Raw genomic sequence first — 18,832 nt, 5'->3', positions numbered from 1 at the left:
ATGTGACATTGCGGTATATGTAAATGAAATAACTCTTTGACGGGAAAAAATTAAAATATTAATTCGCAGCGGCTTTTTTAATTGCTGCAACCGCAGCCTTAAGCACGCCTAAACCATCGACTTTGCCATACAGCAGCGAGTCAATCACTTCTACAGGTTTGTCAGGTAACAAACGCTGAATTTCGGGCAACATATAAGCAATTTGCGGTCCTAATAATACGACATCTGCCGCCGGGCCTTTTTCTCCGGCAAGGGTTTCCGGGAATGCTTCAATAATAACCGGTACTTCGTATTTCTCAGCCTGTGCGCGCATTTTCGACACCAGTAAAGAGGTAGACATGCCCGCAGAGCAAAACAGATAAATGTGTTTCTTTTCCATAAAACGTTCCTCAAGTGCGATTATCTGTTAACCAGACACGCCGCAAGTCTCAAACCTGCATCCATGCACTGGACAACTTGCGTAATCGAAAGACTTATTTCTGTGTCTGAAATGAGTATACGGTATCGGACCCGCGGATGGTATTTCCTTGACCAACTAAATTGTCTCTCATTGACCTGACGTTATGACCCCCTTCACATTTCAGGCAAATAATTCGCTTCAATAATTAAGATCATGCCGCTACAAAAAAACCGGCGCAATGGCCGGTTCTTCGTGCTGTTCAGGCTTTAGACAGTCATTACTGCTTCGGAGCCTGGGGGTCGGTGTCATACTCGGCGCAGGTTTGATAGCCAGAGTTAATGACATGCCCGGTATCGTCAAGGGCGACGAAATAGGTTTCAGCTTTACCATCACGTTGACCCAGAATATAGGTCTGGCAGGTACCGCGAGCATGGATCATGCTGACTTCAGAAGAAGGTTTACCGGCAATCTGTTCAACCTGTGAACGGCTCATGCCTTTTTTCACGTCTTTTACTACCGGCTGAACGAATTGGTCTTTTGTACGATCGTAAGCCGTACAGCCTGCCAGCATAGTCAATACCGCCGCTGCGCTCAGAATTCCTGCTACGTTCTTGTTCATTTTCCGTCCTCTTGTTTTTCAGCGTGTTAAGTAAGCCTGGAATACATCTCCACTTTTTTCAAGCGACCACTCCACACGAAGTTGGTTTCGGATGATTCTAATAAGTCACCAGGATGTCGTTTTAAACGCCACACGGCCCGCCCCGACTTGTCGTTTGCGCGACAAAGGGTTAGCTTTATTACAGACTGCTTTTTTTTATTTCATATTGGGGAGGAGTTACATGTCTCTGCAACAAGAGATCATCCAGGCGCTGGGCGCAAAGCCGCACATTAATCCAGAAGAAGAAATTCGCCGCAGCGTGGATTTTCTGAAAGCGTATCTGCAACGCTATTCCTTCCTGAAAAGCCTGGTGCTGGGAATCAGCGGCGGGCAAGACTCCACGCTGGCAGGAAAACTCTGTCAGATGGCGATCAGCGAACTGCGCGAAGAAACAGGTAATGACGCGCTGCAATTTATTGCAGTCCGCCTGCCTTTCGGGGTGCAGTTCGACGAGCAGGACTGCCAGGACGCGCTTGCTTTTATCCAGCCGGATCGTGTGTTGACGGTCAACATTAAGGGCGCGGTGCTGGCGAGTGAACAGGCGTTGCGCGACGCGGGGATTGAACTGAGCGATTTTGTGCGCGGTAACGAAAAAGCCCGCGAACGTATGAAGGCACAGTACAGTATCGCCGGAATGACCAGCGGAGTCGTGGTAGGTACCGACCATGCGGCGGAAGCTATTACTGGCTTCTTTACAAAATATGGCGACGGCGGCACCGACATTAATCCCCTGTTCCGCCTGAACAAACGTCAGGGCAAACAGTTGCTGGCCGCGTTAGGCTGCCCGGAACATCTTTACAAGAAAGCCCCGACCGCCGACCTGGAAGACGATCGCCCTTCTTTGCCGGATGAAACCGCGCTCGGCGTCAGCTACGACAATATTGATGACTATCTGGAAGGGAAAGCCGTCGATCCCGCCGTTGCCAATATCATCGAAGGTTGGTACCTGAAGACGGAACATAAACGCCGTCCGCCCATTACGGTGTTTGACGATTTCTGGAAACAGTGATTTTACCTGGCCGGATAATGTCGCCACGCGCGCTGTCCGGCCAGCCTCCACAAAATCGCCTCTTTTTTACTCTCCGCTGCGCTGCTATACTGGATGAATAACCAGCATCCGGAGTTAACCGTGGTACGGCGTCAATCAGCCCCTCGTCCAGAATTTGAAGCAGCAGCAATTTACAAATACCCCGAACATCTGCGCCCTTTCCTTGATGCGTTGCCCAGCGTACCCGGCGTGTATCTGTTCCATGGCGACAGCGACGCCATGCCTCTGTACATAGGCAAAAGCGTGAATATTCGCAGCCGGGTACTGTCACATCTGCGCACCGCCGATGAAGCCGCCATGCTGCGTCAGTCCCGACGCATTAGCTGGATCTGCACCGCGGGAGAAATCGGCGCGCTGCTGCTGGAAGCCCGGCTTATTAAAGAACAGCAGCCGTTGTTTAACAAACGACTCCGGCGCAACCGCCAACTCTGCGCCCTCCAGCTTCGCGGGCAAAACGTTGACGTCGTTTATGCACGCGACGTCGACTTTTCACACGCGGCCAACCTGTTTGGTCTTTTTGCCAATCGTCGCGCCGCGTTGCAGGCCTTACAGACCCTCGCTGATGAACAAAAGCTGTGTTATGGACTGCTCGGTCTTGAGCCGCTGAGTCGCGGTCGCGCCTGTTTTCGCTCAGCGCTAAAGCGCTGCGCGGGGGCCTGTTGCGGCAAAGAAAGTCCTGACCAGCATGCGACCCGCCTGCTGGATTCGTTGGAGAAACTGCGTGTTGTTTGCTGGCCGTGGAAAAACGCTATTGCGCTCAAAGAGAGCCGACCGGGGATGACGCAGTACCACATTATTAATAACTGGCTTTGGCTGGGCGCGGTTGACTCTCTGGATAACGTGTCGACGCTGGTACAAACGCCGGCAGGTTTTGATCATGATGGCTACAAAATCCTCTGCAAGCCCTTGATTTCCGGCACCTGCGAGATCATCGACCTCAGCCCGGATGCTTTAATGAACAGCAGATAACTGGCGTCAGGGTGGAATGGCCTACTGCGGTAAAAAAAACCGCCGGGCCTGTCCATCGCCTCATGGGAGAGGATGAACAAGACCGGCGGTTTTCGGATCCGTTTGCTCAGCGATTACTCAGCAGGTACGGGCATTTTACCGTCTCGCGCCGGACGTTCTGTCAGACGCTTCTCAAAATTGGCATTAAACTGCTTTTTCTGTTCCGGGGTCAGAATGTTGTAGATCTTATTCTGTGTTTCCATGTGCGCCAGCATGTTGGCTTTACGCTGCTCTTCCATTTTTGCGATCTGCGCTTCAGCTTTGGCTTTATCGAAGCTGTCGCTGGCAATGATCGCGTGCATTGCGCGGCGCTCATCTAAAGACGGGCGTTTCATGTCGGCGCGTTTCTCTTTCATGATGTCGCGAATCTGCTGCTTTTGCGCATCGGTCAGATTCAGGTCTTTGAACATCATGTCATGATGCGGACCAAATTTGCCTTTATGGTGCATCATGGGTTTTGCATCCGCTGGCGCGGCGGCGGTGGTTTCGGCTGCGTGAGCCAGGTTAGCAGCGCCCAGAGCCAGGGTAGAAGCAACAAACAGTGCAGTTAATTTACGCATATTCTTTATCCTTCCTTTCAGTTATTTTTTACGGCTTTCTTAACTCTTACCAACAAGAGCCGTGCCGTGTTGACGAGATTAACTTTAGCGGCTTTATCGTCAATTAGTCAGAGTATCGGTAAAACAATGAAAGTATAAAAAACAACTTTTCGCCAATTGTGGAGAAAAAAAGAAATTATGGCGAAGAATGGCAAGAAAAAATGACAAGCGGATGATTTTGCAGGAAATATGAAGAACTATAACTCAGCAATGATGAATAATAAAGCAATTTACCAGGAATAATCCGTAATATTTCACAGACGCACGATATAATAAGAACCGCAGGCAAAGAGAGCCTGCGGTAAATAGGTCAGTTGATTTTTTCCAGCATCAGTCCGGCGCGTAAACCGGGTGCGACGGCAGGGTTGGGAAAAAGAACGTACTCAACTTCGTGGCGTACAATAACGCGCTCGGCGCCGTCTTCGGCTAACAGAGTGCCTTTTTGAAACGGTGTAAAGTTCAGCGTCTGACGATCAATATGCAGCACAAATGCTTCGCTGCGTCGCGTAATTTGTGATACTACACGATAGCGAACCGGCTGCACGCCGCTGCGCTTTTCTCCCTTCCCGGCCAGCAGAGCGGACAACGCGTCTGCGGTAGGCGCAAACTGGCGTAGATCGTTTTGCCCGAACGGTAATGCCTTTCCCAGCTCCAGCGTGCAGGAAAGCGCGCCGAAATGCGCTGCGCTAAAATGCGTAAACGTACCGCCTGGTGTTTGATGAAAGACCAGCGCCTCAAGCCCGGCGGCGCCGAGCCAGTCGAGAAAACCGTCATCCCACGGAATCGGACGCTGCGGCAACACGCCAAACCGCAGATGATGAGAACCACGGATGGCGGTATGAAGATCGAGATGCCAGCGGGTCGGTGTTGCTTCCCGACACCAGAAATCCTCCAGGCATCGTTCCAGTTGCCGCGCGCGTAGCGTTTCACCACTTTCTTCAAACTGCTGCCAGCGCCCGCCGAACATCCGGTTCATATCACTGTGACAGTAGCGCTTGCCCTCTGCCAGCGCCTGCGGGTTGCCCAGAATCAGCAACAGCCGCCAGCGCAGAGAGATCTCACCCGCCATTAATCTCGTCAGCAGCGCGCTAAGCATTTCCACCGGCGCCGTTTCATTACCGTGAATACCGGCCGAAATCACTAACGCCCGATCGGTCGCCGCTTCCGGGATCAGTTCAAGGATGCCCGGCGCCGTCTGACGCCAGTGAAAGCCCGGGCCTTTCCCTTCAGAGACCTCCGATATCACGCCTGCCAGGGTAACAGCAAGGAAATCATCCATGTCGCTCTCCTGCCTGCTGAAACGGATAGACAGAACCAAGTTTCAGCAACTGCGTCAGGGTGTCCAGCGCTTCGCGACCTTCCCGCAGCAACTGCGGGTCCGCCAGGTCTGCGGCGGTCAGCCGATCGCGATAGTAACGATCCACCCAGTCGTTGAGGGCGGAAAACAGGGTGTCGTTCATCATCACCGCGGGATTCACCGCCCGCAACTCCGCATCGGTCAACACGACCCGCAGGCGCAGACACGCAGGACCGCCGCCGTTGGACATACTTTCACGCAGGTCAAACACGCGCATATCGCGGATCGGGTTGTCGCCTTCCAGCAGGTTTGTCAGATAACGCCATACCCCCGCATGTTCACGACACTCCTGCGGCAGCACCAGCATCATCGAGCCATCTTCACGGCTCAGCAGTTGGCTGTTAAACAAATAGGTGGCAACCGCATCGGAAACAGATACTTCTGACGCAGGCACCACGACAGGCGTAAAACCCGGCACCTGGGCGCGCAGTTGGTCCAGTACCTGATCCTGGCTGGCGAAAGCCTGCTCATGGCAAAACAGCACTTGCCGATTCGACACCGCAATAACGTCGTTATGGAAAACGCCGAGATCAATCACATCAGGATGCTGCTGGGCAAAAATGCACTGCCGCGGATTAACCTGATTCAGCCGCGCGACCGCCTCGCTGGCCTCACGGGTCTGGCGCGCCGGATAATGAGAAGGCCGGGTCTGATTGCCCTCTTCACGCCCGTACACAAACAGCTGGATGCCAGGATCGCCATAGTTAGCCCCCAGACGACTGTGATTCGCCGCGCCTTCATCGCCAAGCATCGCCACCTGCGGCAGCGCCGAGTGAAGCGAAAAATAACGATCGTCGTGAAAAATGGCTCGCAGCAGCGCTTCGGTCGTCGGAGCCTCCAGCGATCGGTGAAACTTATTGTTGAGGTTTGCCACCGTCAAATGAACTTTACCATCCAGAGTATCAGCAGACGGTGCGACCGTGGCCGCATTGGCGACCCACATCGGCGACGCTGAACTGACGCTGGAAAGCCACTGCGGCGCGTGCCGCGCCACCTTTGCGAGGATCTGCTCATCGCTACCGCTAAACCCGAGCTGGCGCAGCGCCGGAATAAATGGCCGTTCATGCGGCGGGATCACTGCCTGCGGATACCCGGCATCGGCCAGCGCCTTCATTTTCAGCAATCCTTGCTTTGCGGCCAGGCGCGGATTCGATACCTGAAAGCGGTGCTGCGTGGACGCCACGTTACCAAACGACAACCCGGCATAATGGTGCGTCAGCCCCACCAGCCCGTCAAAATTGACCTCGCGCGCGTTCATAATCCTTCCTCACGAGAGAAATCAAGCCCGGGACTCAGGACGCCCGGTAGCGTCAATGTCGGTGATTCGAGGCTCGCCATCGGCCAGGCGCAGTAATCCGCGGCGTACCACGCGCTGGCGCGATGGTTACCGGATGCCCCCACTCCGCCAAACGGCGCGGTGCTCGCGGCTCCGGTCAGTGGTTTATTCCAGTTGACGATCCCCGCGCGCGCTTCCAGAAGCAACTGGTCAAACTGTGCACGATCGGGCGAGATAAGTCCGCACGACAGGCCAAAGCGTGTCTGGTTCGCCAGCGCTATCGCGTCCTCAAAACGGTCATAACGCCAGACGCCCAACAGTGGGCCAAACACTTCGTCGTCAGGCACATTTGCCACATCGGTCAATTCCACGATCCCTGGCGACAGCAGCGACGTGCCGTCCTCAATCAGACGCGGCGTCAGCAACGTCTTACCGCCAAGCGCCGCCAGACGTTGCCAGGCCGTGTAGACGTGCTTCGCCGCCTGCGCTGAAATCAGCCCACCGAAAAAAGGCTGCGGCTCAGCGTCCCAGCGCCCCGGCTGTAACCGCTGACTCATCTCGACCAGCCGCGCAAGAAAGGCATCGCCCTGCGCCCCTTTTTTGACCAGTAAACGGCGCGCGCAGGTGCAGCGCTGTCCGGCAGTGATAAACGCCGACTGTAAAGTCAGGTGCACGGCGGCGTCGATATCTGCCGGGTTTTCGACGATCAACGGATTATTTCCCCCCATTTCCAGCGCGAGAATTTTTTCCGGCTGTCCGGCAAGCTGGCGGTGCAGTTGATAACCCGTATTCGCGCTACCGGTAAACAGCAGACCATCCAGATCGTCCTGCGCGCTCAGCGCTTGTCCCGTTTCGCGACCGCCCTGAAGCAGATTCACGACGCCGGGGGGCAATCCGGCCTGCTGCCAGAGTTTGATTACGGCTTCACCGGTCCACGGCGTGAGTTCACTGGGTTTAAAAAGCACCGTATTGCCAGCCAGCAGCGCCGGGACGATATGGCCATTCGGCAGATGCCCGGGGAAATTGTAGGGGCCAAACACCGCCAGCACGCCATGCGGACGATGGCGCAGCGTCGCTGCGCCGTCCGGCAACGCACTCTGCTGCTCTCCGGTACGAGCGTGGTACGCGTTGATCGAAATGGCGATTTTATTGATCATCGCCGTCACTTCCGTGGCCGCTTCCCACCGAGGCTTACCCGTTTCGCGGGCGATAATCGCGGTGAGCTGCGTTTTATTGTTTTCCAGCAGCCCGCCAAACGCCTCTACAATCGCCTGACGCTCGCTAAAAGGACGTTTTGCCCATGCCGGAAACGCCGCGCGGGCAGCGCGAACGGCCTGCAACACCTGATCGGCATCCGCATCGTGACCTTCCCAAAGCACGTCCCCCTTCACCGGATCGCGTTTTACCCGACGCTCCCCCTGACCGCTCAGCCAGTCACCATTAATCCATAACGTCATACCGTTTTCTCCTCAGCGCAAAGACGGACAAAGCGCACGCTTTCCCCCGCCTGACATTTCAGGGCATCCAGCTGTGCTGCCGTGAGCACCAACCGCTGCGTATCCGGGTCCGCGCGCACCAGCATGACGCGGAAGTTCTGGTAATTCTCATTAGCCACCAGGCAGGCCGGATAATCCCCAGGGGCAGGCTGCCCTTCGACAACCTCCACCAGCCGACTTTTACGAATGGCGCGTACCCGGTCGATATCACACTCGAGTGTCGGCCCGCCATCGAAAATATCGATGTAGTTACGATAGCGAAATCCCTCTTTTTCCAGCACCGCGCGGGCAGGCGCCGTCTGCGGATGGACCTGACCTATCACCGCCTGCGCCTCATGGCTGAGAAAATGGGTATAAATAGGATGTTTGGGCATAAGTTCCGCGATAAACGCTTTTTGCCCGGTACCGCACAGGAAATCCGCGCGGCTAAATTCCATTGAGAAAAAGCGCTTACCCAGGCTTTCCCAGAACGGAGAGTAGCCGTTCTCATCAATGAAGCCGCGCATTTCCGCAACCACCTTTTCATTAAACCTGTCGCGAAACGCCGCCATAAACATAAAGCGCGATTTTGACAGCAGATAACCGTTGCCTTCTTTGCGCCAGTCCGGATCGAGAAATAGCGTACACAACTCGCTGCTGCCGGTGTGGTCATTACTGAGAAACAGCGTCGGCAGCGCGTTATAGACGTTCAGCTCTTTCGAGGCATGCACCAGCGTCCCTACACGGTAGTTGTACCACGGATCATTCAGCCCGACCGCCACCTCGATGGCGCAAATCCCGCCCACCTCCCCGGTTTCGCTGTCTTCCAGTACAAACACGAACCCTTGTTCACTTTTCGGCAGTTCTCCCCGCCAGGTCTTAATTGAGCGATCGATGCGCGCTGCCAGCGTCCCTTCATTCGCCGGTAACGACGTCAGGCCGCCGCCGGTTTTACCGGCAAGCTGCATCAGCGCAGCGACATCACCCTGTTCAGCAGGACGGATTACTCTCATGAGGAACCTCCAGCCTTGATCTGTGCGCAGGCCTGCGCGAAGCGATCCAGCCCAGTGGTCATTTCTTCTTCGGTGACGTTCAGTGCAGGGGCGAAACGTACCACGTTAGCCCCGGCAATCAGCACCATCACGCCCGCTTTCGCCGCTTCCTGCGCTATCTGTTTGGCTTGACCGGCATACCCGGCGTTCAGCACGCAGCCAATCAGCAGACCCAGACCGCGAATTTCGCTAAACAGGCCGGTATGCTGGTTAATGGCGTTCAGGCGCTCAACAAACCCGTCGTGGCGCTGTTTGACGCCGTTCAGCATCGCCGGGGTATTCACAATGTCCAGCAGTTTCCCGGCGACTGCGGTCGCCAGCGGATTGCCGCCGTAAGTGGTTCCGTGCGTACCGACGGTCATCACGCTGGCGCAGGCCTCACGTGCCAGCAGCGCGCCGATGGGGAATCCGCCGCCGAGCGCTTTCGCCGTGGTCAGCAGATCGGGCGTAACGCCGTAATGCATATAGGCGTACAGCTCACCGGTGCGACCGACGCCGGTCTGGACTTCGTCAAAAATCAACAGCGCGTTGTGACGATCGCACAGCTCGCGCAAGCCCTGCAGGAACGCAGGCGTGGCGGGCAACACCCCGCCTTCGCCCTGCATCGGCTCAACGATCACCGCGCAGGTGGTGTCGTCGATCAGGGTGCTGGCGGAGTTAATGTCGTTATATACCGCGTGGCGGATATCCGGCGGCAGCGGCGCAAAGTCCTGAGAATAGGCCGGTTGCCCGCCAGCACTGACGGTAAACAACGTGCGGCCATGAAAAGCATTTTTGAACGCCACAATGCCGCTCTTCTCGCTGCCGTAGCGATCGTGGGCATATTTTCGCGCCAGCTTCAGCGCCGCTTCATTAGCTTCCGCCCCGGAGTTACAAAAGAAAACGCGATCGGCAAAGGTGGCGTCGATGAGTTTTTTCGCCAGCCGCAGCGCCGGTTCGTTAGTGTAACCATTACCGGTGTGCCAGAATTTGCCAGCTTGTTCATTTAGCGCTTCTCGCAGTTCCGGGTGCGCATGACCGAGGGCATTGACCGCAATCCCCCCGGCGAAATCGATATACTCTTTACCCTGCTGATCCCACAAGCGTGAACCTTCGCCACGTACCGGAATAAAAGGCGCCGGGGCATAAACGGGCATCATCCATTCATCAAAATTTTCACGCGTAATTGACTGAGACATAGCAACCTCAACGGTAAATAAAAAGTTATTTATATGTTAATAAATAGTGTGTTTGCGCTGTAAATGTAGATTGCAGGCTTCATGCCAGCCAGCGAAAAAATGCATAAACGGGATGGAGAAACACAAAATCAATGGGTTATATCCTGTCGATATTCACTTTTACTGCATAAAAAGTGAATATGTTTGCTGGAAAGGTGAATAAATGGATGAAAATCCGCAATATTATGCACATGCCAAATATAATTCTGGAAATGTGATCGTCTGCGAAATTTACCGGAAATTGCTGCGCCATTCTGGCGCAATGCGCCCTGAAAGCGGGCAAATGTTGCACCATCGTTAACACCATTCGCATTCATTGCAGGAATCTGGCGACAAGTGGCAGTCAGCCAACGTAAATTCTGCTACCATCCTTGCACTATTCACCCAGCAAAGTGGCAGCGACTATGAAATTTGTCTCTTTTAATATCAACGGCCTGCGCGCCAGACCTCATCAACTGGAAGCCATTGTCGAAAAACACCAACCTGACGTCATCGGCCTTCAGGAGACAAAAGTTCACGATGACATGTTTCCGCTTGAGGACGTGGCGAAACTCGGCTACAACGTGTTTTATCATGGTCAGAAAGGCCATTACGGCGTGGCGCTACTGACAAAAGAGACGCCTGTCGCCGTCCGTCGCGGATTCCCTGGCGACGGTGAAGAAGCGCAGCGCCGCATTATCATGGCGGAACTCCCCTCGCCTCTGGGCAACGTGACGGTGATTAACGGCTATTTTCCGCAGGGTGAAAGCCGCGACCACCCCGTCAAATTTCCGGCGAAAGAACGGTTCTATCAAAACCTGCAGCAGTATCTCGACACTGAACTGAAGCGCGATAATCCGGTATTGATCATGGGCGACATGAACATCAGCCCGACCGATCTGGACATCGGTATCGGCGAAGAAAACCGTAAGCGCTGGCTGCGCACCGGAAAATGTTCGTTCCTGCCGGAAGAACGTGAATGGATGGGACGTTTGCTGAACTGGGGACTGGTGGACACCTTCCGCCACGCGCACCCGGAAACGGTGGATCGGTTCTCGTGGTTTGATTACCGTTCAAAAGGCTTTGATGACAACCGCGGCCTGCGCATCGATCTGCTACTGGCAAGCCAGCCGCTGGCGGAACGTTGCGTCGAAACCGGCATCGACTACGATATCCGCAGTATGGAAAAACCCTCCGATCACGCGCCGGTATGGGCGAAGTTTCACGTTTGATAGAGACCGGTGAACAGCCGAAAATACCTGTTAGCGGGTATCCTTGTCCTTTTCATAGCCGGGTTGATGTGGCTCACGCCCCCCGGCTTTCTCACGCTTGATACGCTCAGGCGCAACCACGCTCTGCTGGTGGACTGGCAGCGCCAGTGGCCGTTGCTTTGCGCGACGCTCTATTTCCTGCTCTATACCGCCGTAGCAGCCCTGTCTGTACCCGGCGCGGCGCTGTTAACCCTGCTCGGCGGCGCGTTGTTTGGTCTGTGGCAAGGGACGCTGTTGGTCTCATTTGCCTCGACGCTGGGCGCCACGCTCGCTATGCTCACCAGCCGTTATCTGCTGCGTGACTGGGTATCGCACCGTTTTTCCCGCCAGATGAAGCCGGTGAATCGCGGGATCGCGCGCAACGGCGTCGGCTATCTCTTTGCGCTGCGCCTGATGCCGTTGTTCCCGTTCGTGGTGGTGAATCTGCTGGCGGGAGTCACATCCATTAGCGTGCGCCGCTACTGGTGGGTCAGCCAACTGGGAATGCTGCCCGCCACGTTGGTGTATCTCAATGCCGGCAGGCAACTGGGTCAACTGACATCCATGCGTGACATTATCTCACCCGCTATGCTGGCCGCGTTTGCGCTGCTCGGGCTTTTACCGCTGGCCTCGCGCTGGCTGGCAACACGTTTTTTTCAGGAGTAACTATGCGTTGGGGATGCGTTATTGCAGGCCTGCTGTTAAGCGCTCAGGTTCATGCCGCTGACAGCTGGCAGCAGGTTAAAGAAGAAGCCAAAGGCCAGACAGTCTGGTTTAACGCCTGGGGAGGCGATCCGGCGATCAACCGGTATCTGGACTGGGTCAGCGGTGAAATGAAAACCCATTACGCTATTGACCTGAAAATCGTCCGTCTGGCCGACGCTGCGGACGCGGTTAAACGTATTCAGACCGAAGCCGCCGCCGGGCGGAAAGACGGCGGTTCGGTAGATCTCTTGTGGGTAAACGGCGAAAATTTCCGCACGCTGAAAGAAGCGGGACTGCTGCAAACTCAGTGGGCGGAGACGCTGCCAAACTGGCGTTATGTCGATACGCAAAAGCCGGTGCGGGAAGATTTCTCCGTGCCTACCGACGGTGCGGAATCGCCCTGGGGCGGCGCACAGCTCACCTTTATTGCGGATCCAAACATCACGCCGCAGCCGCCGCAAAGTCCGCAGGCGCTACTGGCGTTCGCCAAAGCCCACCCGGGTACCGTAAGCTATCCGCGTCCGCCGGACTTCACCGGTACGGCATTTCTCGAACAGTTACTCATCTCGCTGACCCGCACGCCGGCAGCGCTAACCGTTGCGCCCGACACCGCCCGTTTTGCGGAGGTAACCGCGCCATTGTGGCGCTATCTCGAGGCGTTGCACCCGCATCTGTTGCGTCAGGGGAAAGACTTTCCCGCTTCTCCGGCGCGCATGGATGCGTTGCTGAACAGCGGTACGCTGCGCCTGTCGCTGACCTTTAACCCGGCCCACGCGCAGCAAAAAGTCGCCAATGGCGAACTGCCAGACAGCAGCTACAGCTTTGGCTTTTCTGATGGCATGATTGGCAACGTTCATTTTGTGACGATTCCCGCCAACGCCCGTGCCGAAGCAGGTGCGAAGGTGGTGGCAAACTTCCTGCTCTCGCCGCAGGCGCAACTGCGCAAAGCTGACCCGGCAGTCTGGGGCGATCCTTCGGTACTGGACCCGCAAACGCTGCCTGTTGCCGAACGAGAAGCGCTGGCTGCGCGCTCGCCGGGCGGCCTGCCTGCCGTGTTACCTGAACCTCACGCCGCCTGGATCAACGCCCTGGAGCAGGAATGGCTGCGCCGTTACGGTACGCGCTAACGCTGCTGGCCTGGCTGTGCATGCTGGTTGTCTACGCGCCATTAGTGCCCGCCAGCGTACTGCTGATCTCCCCGGCCCTGTCATTCGCGCACTGGCAGGCGCTGTTTGCCGATCCGCAGTTACCGCAAGCGCTGCTGGCCACCGTGGTTTCCACCATCGTCGCCGCCGTCGGCGCGCTGTTCATCGCGCTGGCGATCGTCGTGTCGCTCTGGCCAGGCGACCGATGGCGCAGCCTGGCCGGTCGACTGCCGTGGCTGCTGGCCATCCCTCACGTCGCCTTTGCCAGCGCAACGCTCCTGCTGTTTGCCGAAGGCGGCTTACTCTGGCGCGCACTGCCGGCGTTCACGCCGCCGATGGACAGCTATGGCATTGGACTGGGGGTCACGCTTGCAGTGAAAGAGAGCGCTTTTGTACTGTGGATTTTGACGGTCCTGTTGAGCGAAACACGTCTCAGCGGTCAGGTCATTATCCTCGACTCACTGGGCTACAACCGTTACCAGGCGATGCGCTGGTTGATCCTTCCCTCAATTGCCCCGGCACTGGGCGTGGTGATGCTGGCAGTGGTCGCGTGGACGCTTTCGGCAGTAGACGTCGCGATGATTCTCGGCCCTGGTAACCCGCCCACGCTGGCCGTACTAAGCTGGCAATGGCTAAGCCAGGGCGACAGCGACCAACAGAGTAAAGGGGCATTGGCCAGCCTGCTGTTGGTCATGTTACTCGCCCTCTTTGCGTTGGTTGGGTATCTGATCTGGCGTTTCTGGCGGCGAACATTGCCCTCCGTCCACGGTCTGCGTCAGCCTCACGTTCCGGCCCTGAGCGGAAAGGCGCTGTCGCGCGCACTGCCGCTGGCGGGACTCCTATGCGCGCTTTTGTTGGCTGTGCTCGCGCGAGATGCCACGCCCGACGTCGACGCGTTGATCAACAGCCTGCAAATAGGCGCGCTCGCCAGCGTACTGGCGCTGGTTATGTTACTGCTCTGGCTGGAATGGGGGCCACGGCACAGGCATCGTTGGGTCTGGTTACCGATCCTGCTGCCCGCACTACCGTTGGTGGTCGGTCAGTATGCTGTCGCACTGCGCACCGGGCAGGACGGACAGTTTTCCACCCTCATCTGGGGCCACCTGCTGTGGGTTGCGCCATGGATGCTTTTCATACTGCAACCGACCTGGCGGCGCATCGACCCGCGATTGATTCTGGTGGCGCAAACGCTGGGCTGGTCGCCAGTAAAAATTTTCTGCTACCTGAAATGCCCGCTGATGCTGCGCCCGGCGCTGATTGCGCTGGCGGTCGGTTTTTCTGTGAGCATTGCGCAATATATGCCGACGCTGTGGCTGGGCGCAGGGCGCTTTCCGACCCTGACGACAGAAGCCGTTGCCCTCAGTAGCGGCGGCAGCACCGGCATCCTGGCGGCGCAGGCGCTGTGGCAACTGTTGTTACCGTTGCTGGTGTTTATGCTGACTGCCGGCATCTCAACCTGGGTCGGTCGTGCCCGTCAAGGAATGCGATAATGCTAACTGTTCGTCATCTTTCTCTGTACCTGAAACAGACCCCGTTGTTCGGCCCATTAACGTTTGAGGCGGCAAAAGGTGACATTGTCACGTTAATGGGCCCTTCCGGTTGCGGAAAATCCTCGCTGTTGGCCTGGCTGGTTGGTGCGCTGTCACTGCCGCTGACGGCATCTGGCGAACTGTGGCTGGACGATCGGCGACTGGATCGGCTGCCCACCGCCGCGCGGCAGGTGGGTATATTATTTCAGGATGCCTTGCTGTTCGATCACTTCACTGTAGGACAGAACCTGCTGCTGGCGCTACCGGCCGCCGTGAAAGGCGCGGCGCGCGAACAGGCGGTACAACATGCGCTGGAACGCGCGGGAATGGCGGGGTTCGCGTCACGCGATCCGGCGACGCTCTCCGGTGGCCAGCGTGGCCGGGTGGCGCTGCTCCGCGCCCTGCTGGCACAGCCACGGGCGCTACTGTTAGATGAACCGTTCGCGCGTCTTGACGCCGACCGGCGCGCTGATTTTCGACAATGGGTCTTTGAAGAGGTCCGCCGCCTGAAGATTCCCGTGGTTCAGGTCACCCACGACCCGGAAGATGTGCCGGCCGGCGGACAGATTTTGCGGCTGACCAGCGCCGTATAAATATGCGCGCATCCTGTGTTAACGCAAAGTTTTTCGCCTCCAGGAAGCAGAAAATGTCGCCCTCTTATCTCAACGTCGGGCAATTCGATGAAACGTGTTTCTCAACTGACCGCGCTGGCAATGGCTTTAGGGCTGGCTTGCGCTTCCTCCTGGGCTGCTGATATGACGCAGGCGATCACTTTCCACCAGCTCATGCAGAAAAATGGCATCGCCATTGACACCCGCCCCAGCGCTTTTTATAACGGCTGGCCGCAGAGCGCTAACGGCCCTTCCGGCCATGAACCATCGGCACTGAATCTCTCCGCCAGCTGGCTCGACGCCATGAGCGATGAACAGATCGAGGCGTGGATCCAACAACATCACCTTAGCGCCAACACCCCGGTCGCGCTCTATGGCAGTGAAACGGCGATTCAGGCGGTGAAAAACCGACTGGAAAAAGCCGGTCTTAACCCGGTTTCTACGCTCACCGACGCGCTTCAGGATCCCGCTCGCCTCCAGCGGCTGGCGCATTTTGAACAACTGGTGTACCCGCAGTGGCTGCACGAACTGCAACAAGGCAACGCGGTCGCCGCTAAACCTGCCGGTGACTGGAAAGTGATCGAAGCCGCCTGGGGCGCGCCGAAGCGTTATCTTATCAGCCATATTCCGGGCGCGGGCTATATCGATACCAACGAAGTGGAAAGCGAGCCGCTGTGGAATAAAGTCCCCGATGCCGATCTTAAGGCGATGCTGGCCAGACACGGTCTTCGTCACGACACGACGGTGATTCTCTACGGGCGCGATGTCTATGCCGCCGCCCGCGTGGCGCAAATTCTGCTCTACGCCGGGGTGAAGGACGTTCGCCTGCTCGACGGCGGCTGGCAGAGCTGGTCTGACGCCGGGCTACCGGTGGAACGCGGGATGCCAGCGAAAGTCAAACCCGCGCCGGATTTCGGCGTGACTATTCCGGCGCAGCCACAGCTGATGATCGACACACAGCAGGCGCGCGGACTGCTGCACAGGCAGGACGCCTCGCTGGTCAGCATTCGCTCCTGGCCGGAATTTATCGGCGCCACCAGCGGGTATAGCTACATTAAGCCAAAAGGCGAAATTGCCGGCGCGCGCTGGGGTCATGCGGGCAGCGACTCCACGCATATGGAAGATTTCCATAACCCGGACGGCACCATGCGCAGCGCAGACGACATTGCCGCAATGTGGAAGCAGTGGAACATTCTGCCGGATCAACAGATCGCTTTTTATTGCGGCACCGGCTGGCGCGCTTCGGAAACGTTTATGTACGCCCGGGCGATGGGGTGGCAGAACGTGTCGGTGTACGATGGCGGCTGGTATGAATGGAGCAGCGATCCGAAAAACCCGGTTGCCCGTGGCGAACGGGGTCCGCAAAGCAGCCTGTAACCGCAAATGGCCGGATGCGCGCATGGCCCATCCGGCGCAACCTTATTTCTGACGCTGAATCGCTTTCAGGGTCTGGTATCCACTCCAGATTCTGGTGAACGTGGTCAACCAGCAGAGCGCGCCAAAGATCCACGCCAACGGCGCAAAACAGGCCGGAAACAGACAGCACAGCACAAAAAGCAACAGGGTTTCCGTCCCTTCCGTTAGCCCGCCCAGATAATAAAACGATTTATGCGCGTAACCGGGATTATCGATATTGTGTTTCGCCGCGAGGGCGGCAAAGGCAAGAAAACTGCTGCCGGTGCCAATAAAAGCAAACAGCAGCCAGCCGCCCGCCAGCGCGTTTTGCTCCGGCTGTGCGAGGATAAAACCAAACGGCACCAGCGCGTAAAACAGAAAATCGAGCGAAATATCGAGAAATCCCCCCGCGTCGGTCAGTCCCCTGCGCCGGGCCAGCGCGCCGTCCAGCCCATCCAGCAGTCTGTTCAGCACGATGGCGACCAGCGCCGCAAAATACCATCCCAGCGCGAGAAACGGCAGCGCCAGTACGCCGATGGCAAAGCCAAACAGCGTTACGCCGTCCGCTGATACCCCTGGTTTGTCGAGCAGCCCGGCGCAACGGTGCAAAAACGGTTTGCAGCGCGGATGCAGATGACGGTCAAGCACGCGGCGCTCCTTTCAGGCTGTCACACAAGCCCTGTGAGGGGATATCCAGCGCGGCGTTAAAGCGCGCCGAAAGATTCTGAAACGCCAGCAGCGCGGTCATTTCGCTAATCACCTCGTCTGTAAACTGCGCCGTCATTTGCGCCTTTAGCGCGTCATCAACCTTCGGCGGCGTCGCGGTGACGGCTTCAGCGTAGGCCAGCGCCACGCGCTCCTCCTCGCTAAACAGCGCGGACGTCTGCCAGTTTGCCACCGCCAGCACTTTATCCATCGCGCCACAGCGTTCCGCCAACCTCAGGCTGTTCGCATCAACGCAAAATGCGCAGTGACATATCTGAGAAACGCGGGTCATCAACAGCGCGCGCATGTCCGGCGTCAGCCGCGCCCGTTTGCGCTCCAGAAAACCGACAAACAGCGCCACCAGCCAGAACAGAAACGGCATCCGCCCCCACCAGCGCGTCGGGTGCAGTACCTCACCGTAATGTTTTTTCTGGGTTTGAACCAGCGGCTTAAGCGGTAAAGGTAAACGGGTCAGCGGCTTAACCCACGATTGCGGATCGTTCAAGGGAAACTCCTGGGACTTCAGGTCAAACAAAGATAACGATAGTATGTCACTTTATCCCGTTAGACATTGATGAATATGATGAAAACCCTCGACGTTGTCGCCGCCATTATCGAGCGTGATGGCAAAATATTGCTCGCCCAGCGCCCTGCCCATGCGGATCAACCTGGGTTATGGGAGTTTGCGGGTGGAAAAGTCGAACCTGGCGAAACACAGCCGCAGGCGCTTGCCCGTGAGTTACAGGAAGAACTGGGTATCTGCGCCACTGTCGGAGCCTATGTTGCCAGCCATCAGCGTGAAGTTTCGGGCCGCATCATTCACCTGCATGCCTGGCATGTTCCGGCATTCAGCGGCGCGTTAACCGCCCATGCGCATCAGCGGTTGGTATGGTGCGAGCCGCACGTCGCACAGGAATATCCGCTTGCTCCCGCCGATATCCCCCTGCTCAAGGCGTTTATGCTTTTACGCGACGCCAGACCAGCGGATTCGTGCTGATCGTTTTTTCATCGCGCTGACACTGCAACAGCACACCTTCCACTTTAATCACCGCGCCCTCCGAATAATACTGATCCTGATAAATGCAGCACTGTAGACAGGGCTGCACACGTTGGCCACCCGTACTGAACACCTCCGGCGGCACGTTGACCTCGACCTGCGGGTGAGAGATCGGGTTAGCTGTCGCGGAAAAAGCGAGGGTCATCACGGCGGCGGCGAGGGCGAAAGCGCGCATAGAAATTCCTTATTATTGCGGGACTGTTCTCACTATAACGGTCTTTCATGGCGAAAACTTTAATCCCGCCCTTCATCGCTTTTTGTTATGACCCACGCCCGGTTATTAATTTGCTTAGCGGCACCATTTTTTTCTTGCTTCCCGTCACATTCCTGGTGGTATAGTCAAAAACTGCAAATACATATTCATTA

21 protein-coding genes are annotated in these 18,832 nt (G+C 56.9%); 10 read left to right on the top strand and 11 right to left on the bottom strand.

What is annotated here, in order from left to right; translation table 11 throughout:
- Positions 1-58: 58 nt before the first annotated feature.
- A complete protein-coding gene (gene chbB / locus APU02_RS07235) occupies positions 59-379 on the bottom strand; it encodes a PTS N,N'-diacetylchitobiose transporter subunit IIB (RefSeq protein ID WP_042287501.1) in 321 nt (106 codons plus the stop codon).
- Between the two features lie 298 nt (positions 380-677).
- Positions 678-1,019 (bottom strand): osmotically-inducible lipoprotein OsmE, encoded by a 342-nt coding sequence (gene osmE / locus APU02_RS07230; RefSeq protein ID WP_042287504.1) that lies wholly within the window; start codon positions 1,017-1,019, stop codon positions 678-680.
- A gap of 220 nt (positions 1,020-1,239) precedes the next feature.
- Between osmE and nadE the strand changes: the two genes are divergently transcribed.
- Both nadE and cho read left to right on the top strand, forming a co-directional pair.
- Positions 1,240-2,067 carry an ammonia-dependent NAD(+) synthetase gene (nadE, locus tag APU02_RS07225; protein WP_042287506.1) on the top strand — a complete coding sequence of 276 codons (828 nt, stop codon included), beginning with the start codon at positions 1,240-1,242 and terminating at the stop codon, positions 2,065-2,067.
- A 120-nt stretch (positions 2,068-2,187) separates the two neighbouring features.
- Positions 2,188-3,075 (top strand): excinuclease Cho, encoded by an 888-nt coding sequence (cho, locus tag APU02_RS07220; RefSeq protein WP_060569801.1) that lies wholly within the window; start codon positions 2,188-2,190, stop codon positions 3,073-3,075.
- A 113-nt stretch (positions 3,076-3,188) separates the two neighbouring features.
- Here the strand turns inward: cho and spy are convergent, their stop codons facing one another.
- The 6 genes from spy to APU02_RS07190 all read right to left on the bottom strand — a co-directional run bounded on the left by spy (position 3,189) and on the right by APU02_RS07190 (position 10,051).
- Positions 3,189-3,674: an ATP-independent periplasmic protein-refolding chaperone Spy gene (gene spy / locus APU02_RS07215; protein ID WP_042287508.1), complete on the bottom strand. Its 486-nt coding sequence runs from the start codon at positions 3,672-3,674 to the stop codon at positions 3,189-3,191.
- 349 nt (positions 3,675-4,023) lie between these two features.
- On the bottom strand, positions 4,024-4,992 hold the full coding sequence (astE, locus tag APU02_RS07210) for a succinylglutamate desuccinylase (RefSeq protein WP_060569655.1): 969 nt from the start codon (positions 4,990-4,992) through the stop codon (positions 4,024-4,026).
- Positions 4,985-6,328: an N-succinylarginine dihydrolase gene (gene astB, locus APU02_RS07205; RefSeq protein WP_060569654.1), complete on the bottom strand. Its 1,344-nt coding sequence runs from the start codon at positions 6,326-6,328 to the stop codon at positions 4,985-4,987. The genes astE and astB overlap by 8 nt, the downstream gene beginning before the upstream one ends.
- The gene (gene astD, locus APU02_RS07200) at positions 6,325-7,803 is read right to left on the bottom strand and encodes a succinylglutamate-semialdehyde dehydrogenase (protein WP_060569653.1); all 1,479 of its coding nucleotides are present in this window, start codon (positions 7,801-7,803) and stop codon (positions 6,325-6,327) included. The genes astB and astD overlap by 4 nt, the downstream gene beginning before the upstream one ends.
- Positions 7,800-8,834: an arginine N-succinyltransferase gene (gene astA / locus APU02_RS07195; RefSeq protein WP_060569652.1), complete on the bottom strand. Its 1,035-nt coding sequence runs from the start codon at positions 8,832-8,834 to the stop codon at positions 7,800-7,802. The genes astD and astA overlap by 4 nt, the downstream gene beginning before the upstream one ends.
- The gene (locus APU02_RS07190; protein WP_060569651.1) at positions 8,831-10,051 is read right to left on the bottom strand and encodes an aspartate aminotransferase family protein; all 1,221 of its coding nucleotides are present in this window, start codon (positions 10,049-10,051) and stop codon (positions 8,831-8,833) included. Before APU02_RS07190 ends, astA begins: the two co-directional genes overlap by 4 nt.
- Positions 10,052-10,253: 202 nt before the next feature.
- Here APU02_RS07190 and APU02_RS26555 point away from each other — a divergent pair, with 202 nt between their 5' ends.
- The 7 genes from APU02_RS26555 (at position 10,254) to APU02_RS07160 (ending at position 16,686) form a co-directional block, all read left to right on the top strand.
- On the top strand, positions 10,254-10,391 hold the full coding sequence (locus tag APU02_RS26555) for a hypothetical protein (protein ID WP_157845134.1): 138 nt from the start codon (positions 10,254-10,256) through the stop codon (positions 10,389-10,391).
- 103 nt (positions 10,392-10,494) lie between these two features.
- On the top strand, positions 10,495-11,301 hold the full coding sequence (gene xthA, locus APU02_RS07185) for an exodeoxyribonuclease III (RefSeq protein ID WP_042287522.1): 807 nt from the start codon (positions 10,495-10,497) through the stop codon (positions 11,299-11,301).
- Between the two features lie 9 nt (positions 11,302-11,310).
- Positions 11,311-11,985, top strand: a complete 675-nt coding sequence (locus tag APU02_RS07180) for a VTT domain-containing protein (RefSeq protein WP_060569650.1) — start codon at positions 11,311-11,313, stop codon at positions 11,983-11,985.
- A 2-nt stretch (positions 11,986-11,987) separates the two neighbouring features.
- Positions 11,988-13,151 (top strand): ABC transporter substrate-binding protein, encoded by a 1,164-nt coding sequence (locus APU02_RS07175; RefSeq protein ID WP_060569649.1) that lies wholly within the window; start codon positions 11,988-11,990, stop codon positions 13,149-13,151.
- Positions 13,124-14,659: a hypothetical protein gene (locus APU02_RS07170; protein WP_060569648.1), complete on the top strand. Its 1,536-nt coding sequence runs from the start codon at positions 13,124-13,126 to the stop codon at positions 14,657-14,659. Before APU02_RS07175 ends, APU02_RS07170 begins: the two co-directional genes overlap by 28 nt.
- Positions 14,659-15,291: an ATP-binding cassette domain-containing protein gene (locus tag APU02_RS07165; RefSeq protein WP_060569647.1), complete on the top strand. Its 633-nt coding sequence runs from the start codon at positions 14,659-14,661 to the stop codon at positions 15,289-15,291. Before APU02_RS07170 ends, APU02_RS07165 begins: the two co-directional genes overlap by 1 nt.
- Positions 15,292-15,378: 87 nt before the next feature.
- On the top strand, positions 15,379-16,686 hold the full coding sequence (locus tag APU02_RS07160; RefSeq protein ID WP_060569646.1) for a rhodanese-like domain-containing protein: 1,308 nt from the start codon (positions 15,379-15,381) through the stop codon (positions 16,684-16,686).
- 42 nt (positions 16,687-16,728) lie between these two features.
- On the opposite strand, the gene APU02_RS07155 is transcribed toward APU02_RS07160, so the two are convergent.
- Positions 16,729-17,352 (bottom strand): CDP-alcohol phosphatidyltransferase family protein, encoded by a 624-nt coding sequence (locus APU02_RS07155; RefSeq protein ID WP_042287538.1) that lies wholly within the window; start codon positions 17,350-17,352, stop codon positions 16,729-16,731.
- On the bottom strand, positions 17,345-17,914 hold the full coding sequence (locus APU02_RS07150) for a carboxymuconolactone decarboxylase family protein (RefSeq protein ID WP_060569645.1): 570 nt from the start codon (positions 17,912-17,914) through the stop codon (positions 17,345-17,347). Before APU02_RS07150 ends, APU02_RS07155 begins: the two co-directional genes overlap by 8 nt.
- A 75-nt stretch (positions 17,915-17,989) precedes the next feature.
- On the opposite strand from APU02_RS07150, the gene APU02_RS07145 reads away from it, so the two are divergent.
- Positions 17,990-18,406 carry a pyrimidine (deoxy)nucleoside triphosphate diphosphatase gene (locus APU02_RS07145; RefSeq protein WP_042287735.1) on the top strand — a complete coding sequence of 139 codons (417 nt, stop codon included), beginning with the start codon at positions 17,990-17,992 and terminating at the stop codon, positions 18,404-18,406.
- On the opposite strand, the gene APU02_RS07140 is transcribed toward APU02_RS07145, so the two are convergent.
- Positions 18,366-18,611: a YnjH family protein gene (locus APU02_RS07140; protein WP_120714880.1), complete on the bottom strand. Its 246-nt coding sequence runs from the start codon at positions 18,609-18,611 to the stop codon at positions 18,366-18,368. The genes APU02_RS07145 and APU02_RS07140 overlap by 41 nt on opposite strands.
- Between the last annotated feature and the right edge of the window lie 221 nt (positions 18,612-18,832).

Origin of the sequence: Citrobacter sp. 50677481, from assembly GCF_001463265.1 — a bacterium.
Classification (GTDB): Bacteria; Pseudomonadota; Gammaproteobacteria; order Enterobacterales; family Enterobacteriaceae; genus Citrobacter_A; species Citrobacter_A sedlakii.
Note: the sequence above shows the minus strand (reverse complement) of the source record. Positions and strands in the feature narration are given on the sequence as shown.

Excerpts from the sequence above, each read along its gene's own strand:
- chbB (WP_042287501.1), bottom strand. The coding sequence starts at position 379 with ATGGAAAAGAAACACATTTATCTGTTTTGCTCTGCGGGCATGTCTACC.
- osmE (WP_042287504.1), bottom strand. The coding sequence starts at position 1,019 with ATGAACAAGAACGTAGCAGGAATTCTGAGCGCAGCGGCGGTATTGACT.
- nadE (WP_042287506.1), top strand. The coding sequence starts at position 1,240 with ATGTCTCTGCAACAAGAGATCATCCAGGCGCTGGGCGCAAAGCCGCAC.
- spy (WP_042287508.1), bottom strand. The coding sequence starts at position 3,674 with ATGCGTAAATTAACTGCACTGTTTGTTGCTTCTACCCTGGCTCTGGGC.
- astE (WP_060569655.1), bottom strand. The coding sequence starts at position 4,992 with ATGGATGATTTCCTTGCTGTTACCCTGGCAGGCGTGATATCGGAGGTC.
- astB (WP_060569654.1), bottom strand. The coding sequence starts at position 6,328 with ATGAACGCGCGCGAGGTCAATTTTGACGGGCTGGTGGGGCTGACGCAC.
- astD (WP_060569653.1), bottom strand. The coding sequence starts at position 7,803 with ATGACGTTATGGATTAATGGTGACTGGCTGAGCGGTCAGGGGGAGCGT.
- astA (WP_060569652.1), bottom strand. The coding sequence starts at position 8,834 with ATGAGAGTAATCCGTCCTGCTGAACAGGGTGATGTCGCTGCGCTGATG.
- APU02_RS07190 (WP_060569651.1), bottom strand. The coding sequence starts at position 10,051 with ATGTCTCAGTCAATTACGCGTGAAAATTTTGATGAATGGATGATGCCC.
- APU02_RS26555 (WP_157845134.1), top strand. The coding sequence starts at position 10,254 with ATGGATGAAAATCCGCAATATTATGCACATGCCAAATATAATTCTGGA.
- xthA (WP_042287522.1), top strand. The coding sequence starts at position 10,495 with ATGAAATTTGTCTCTTTTAATATCAACGGCCTGCGCGCCAGACCTCAT.
- APU02_RS07175 (WP_060569649.1), top strand. The coding sequence starts at position 11,988 with ATGCGTTGGGGATGCGTTATTGCAGGCCTGCTGTTAAGCGCTCAGGTT.
- APU02_RS07170 (WP_060569648.1), top strand. The coding sequence starts at position 13,124 with ATGGCTGCGCCGTTACGGTACGCGCTAACGCTGCTGGCCTGGCTGTGC.
- APU02_RS07165 (WP_060569647.1), top strand. The coding sequence starts at position 14,659 with ATGCTAACTGTTCGTCATCTTTCTCTGTACCTGAAACAGACCCCGTTG.
- APU02_RS07160 (WP_060569646.1), top strand. The coding sequence starts at position 15,379 with ATGAAACGTGTTTCTCAACTGACCGCGCTGGCAATGGCTTTAGGGCTG.
- APU02_RS07145 (WP_042287735.1), top strand. The coding sequence starts at position 17,990 with ATGATGAAAACCCTCGACGTTGTCGCCGCCATTATCGAGCGTGATGGC.
- APU02_RS07140 (WP_120714880.1), bottom strand. The coding sequence starts at position 18,611 with ATGACCCTCGCTTTTTCCGCGACAGCTAACCCGATCTCTCACCCGCAG.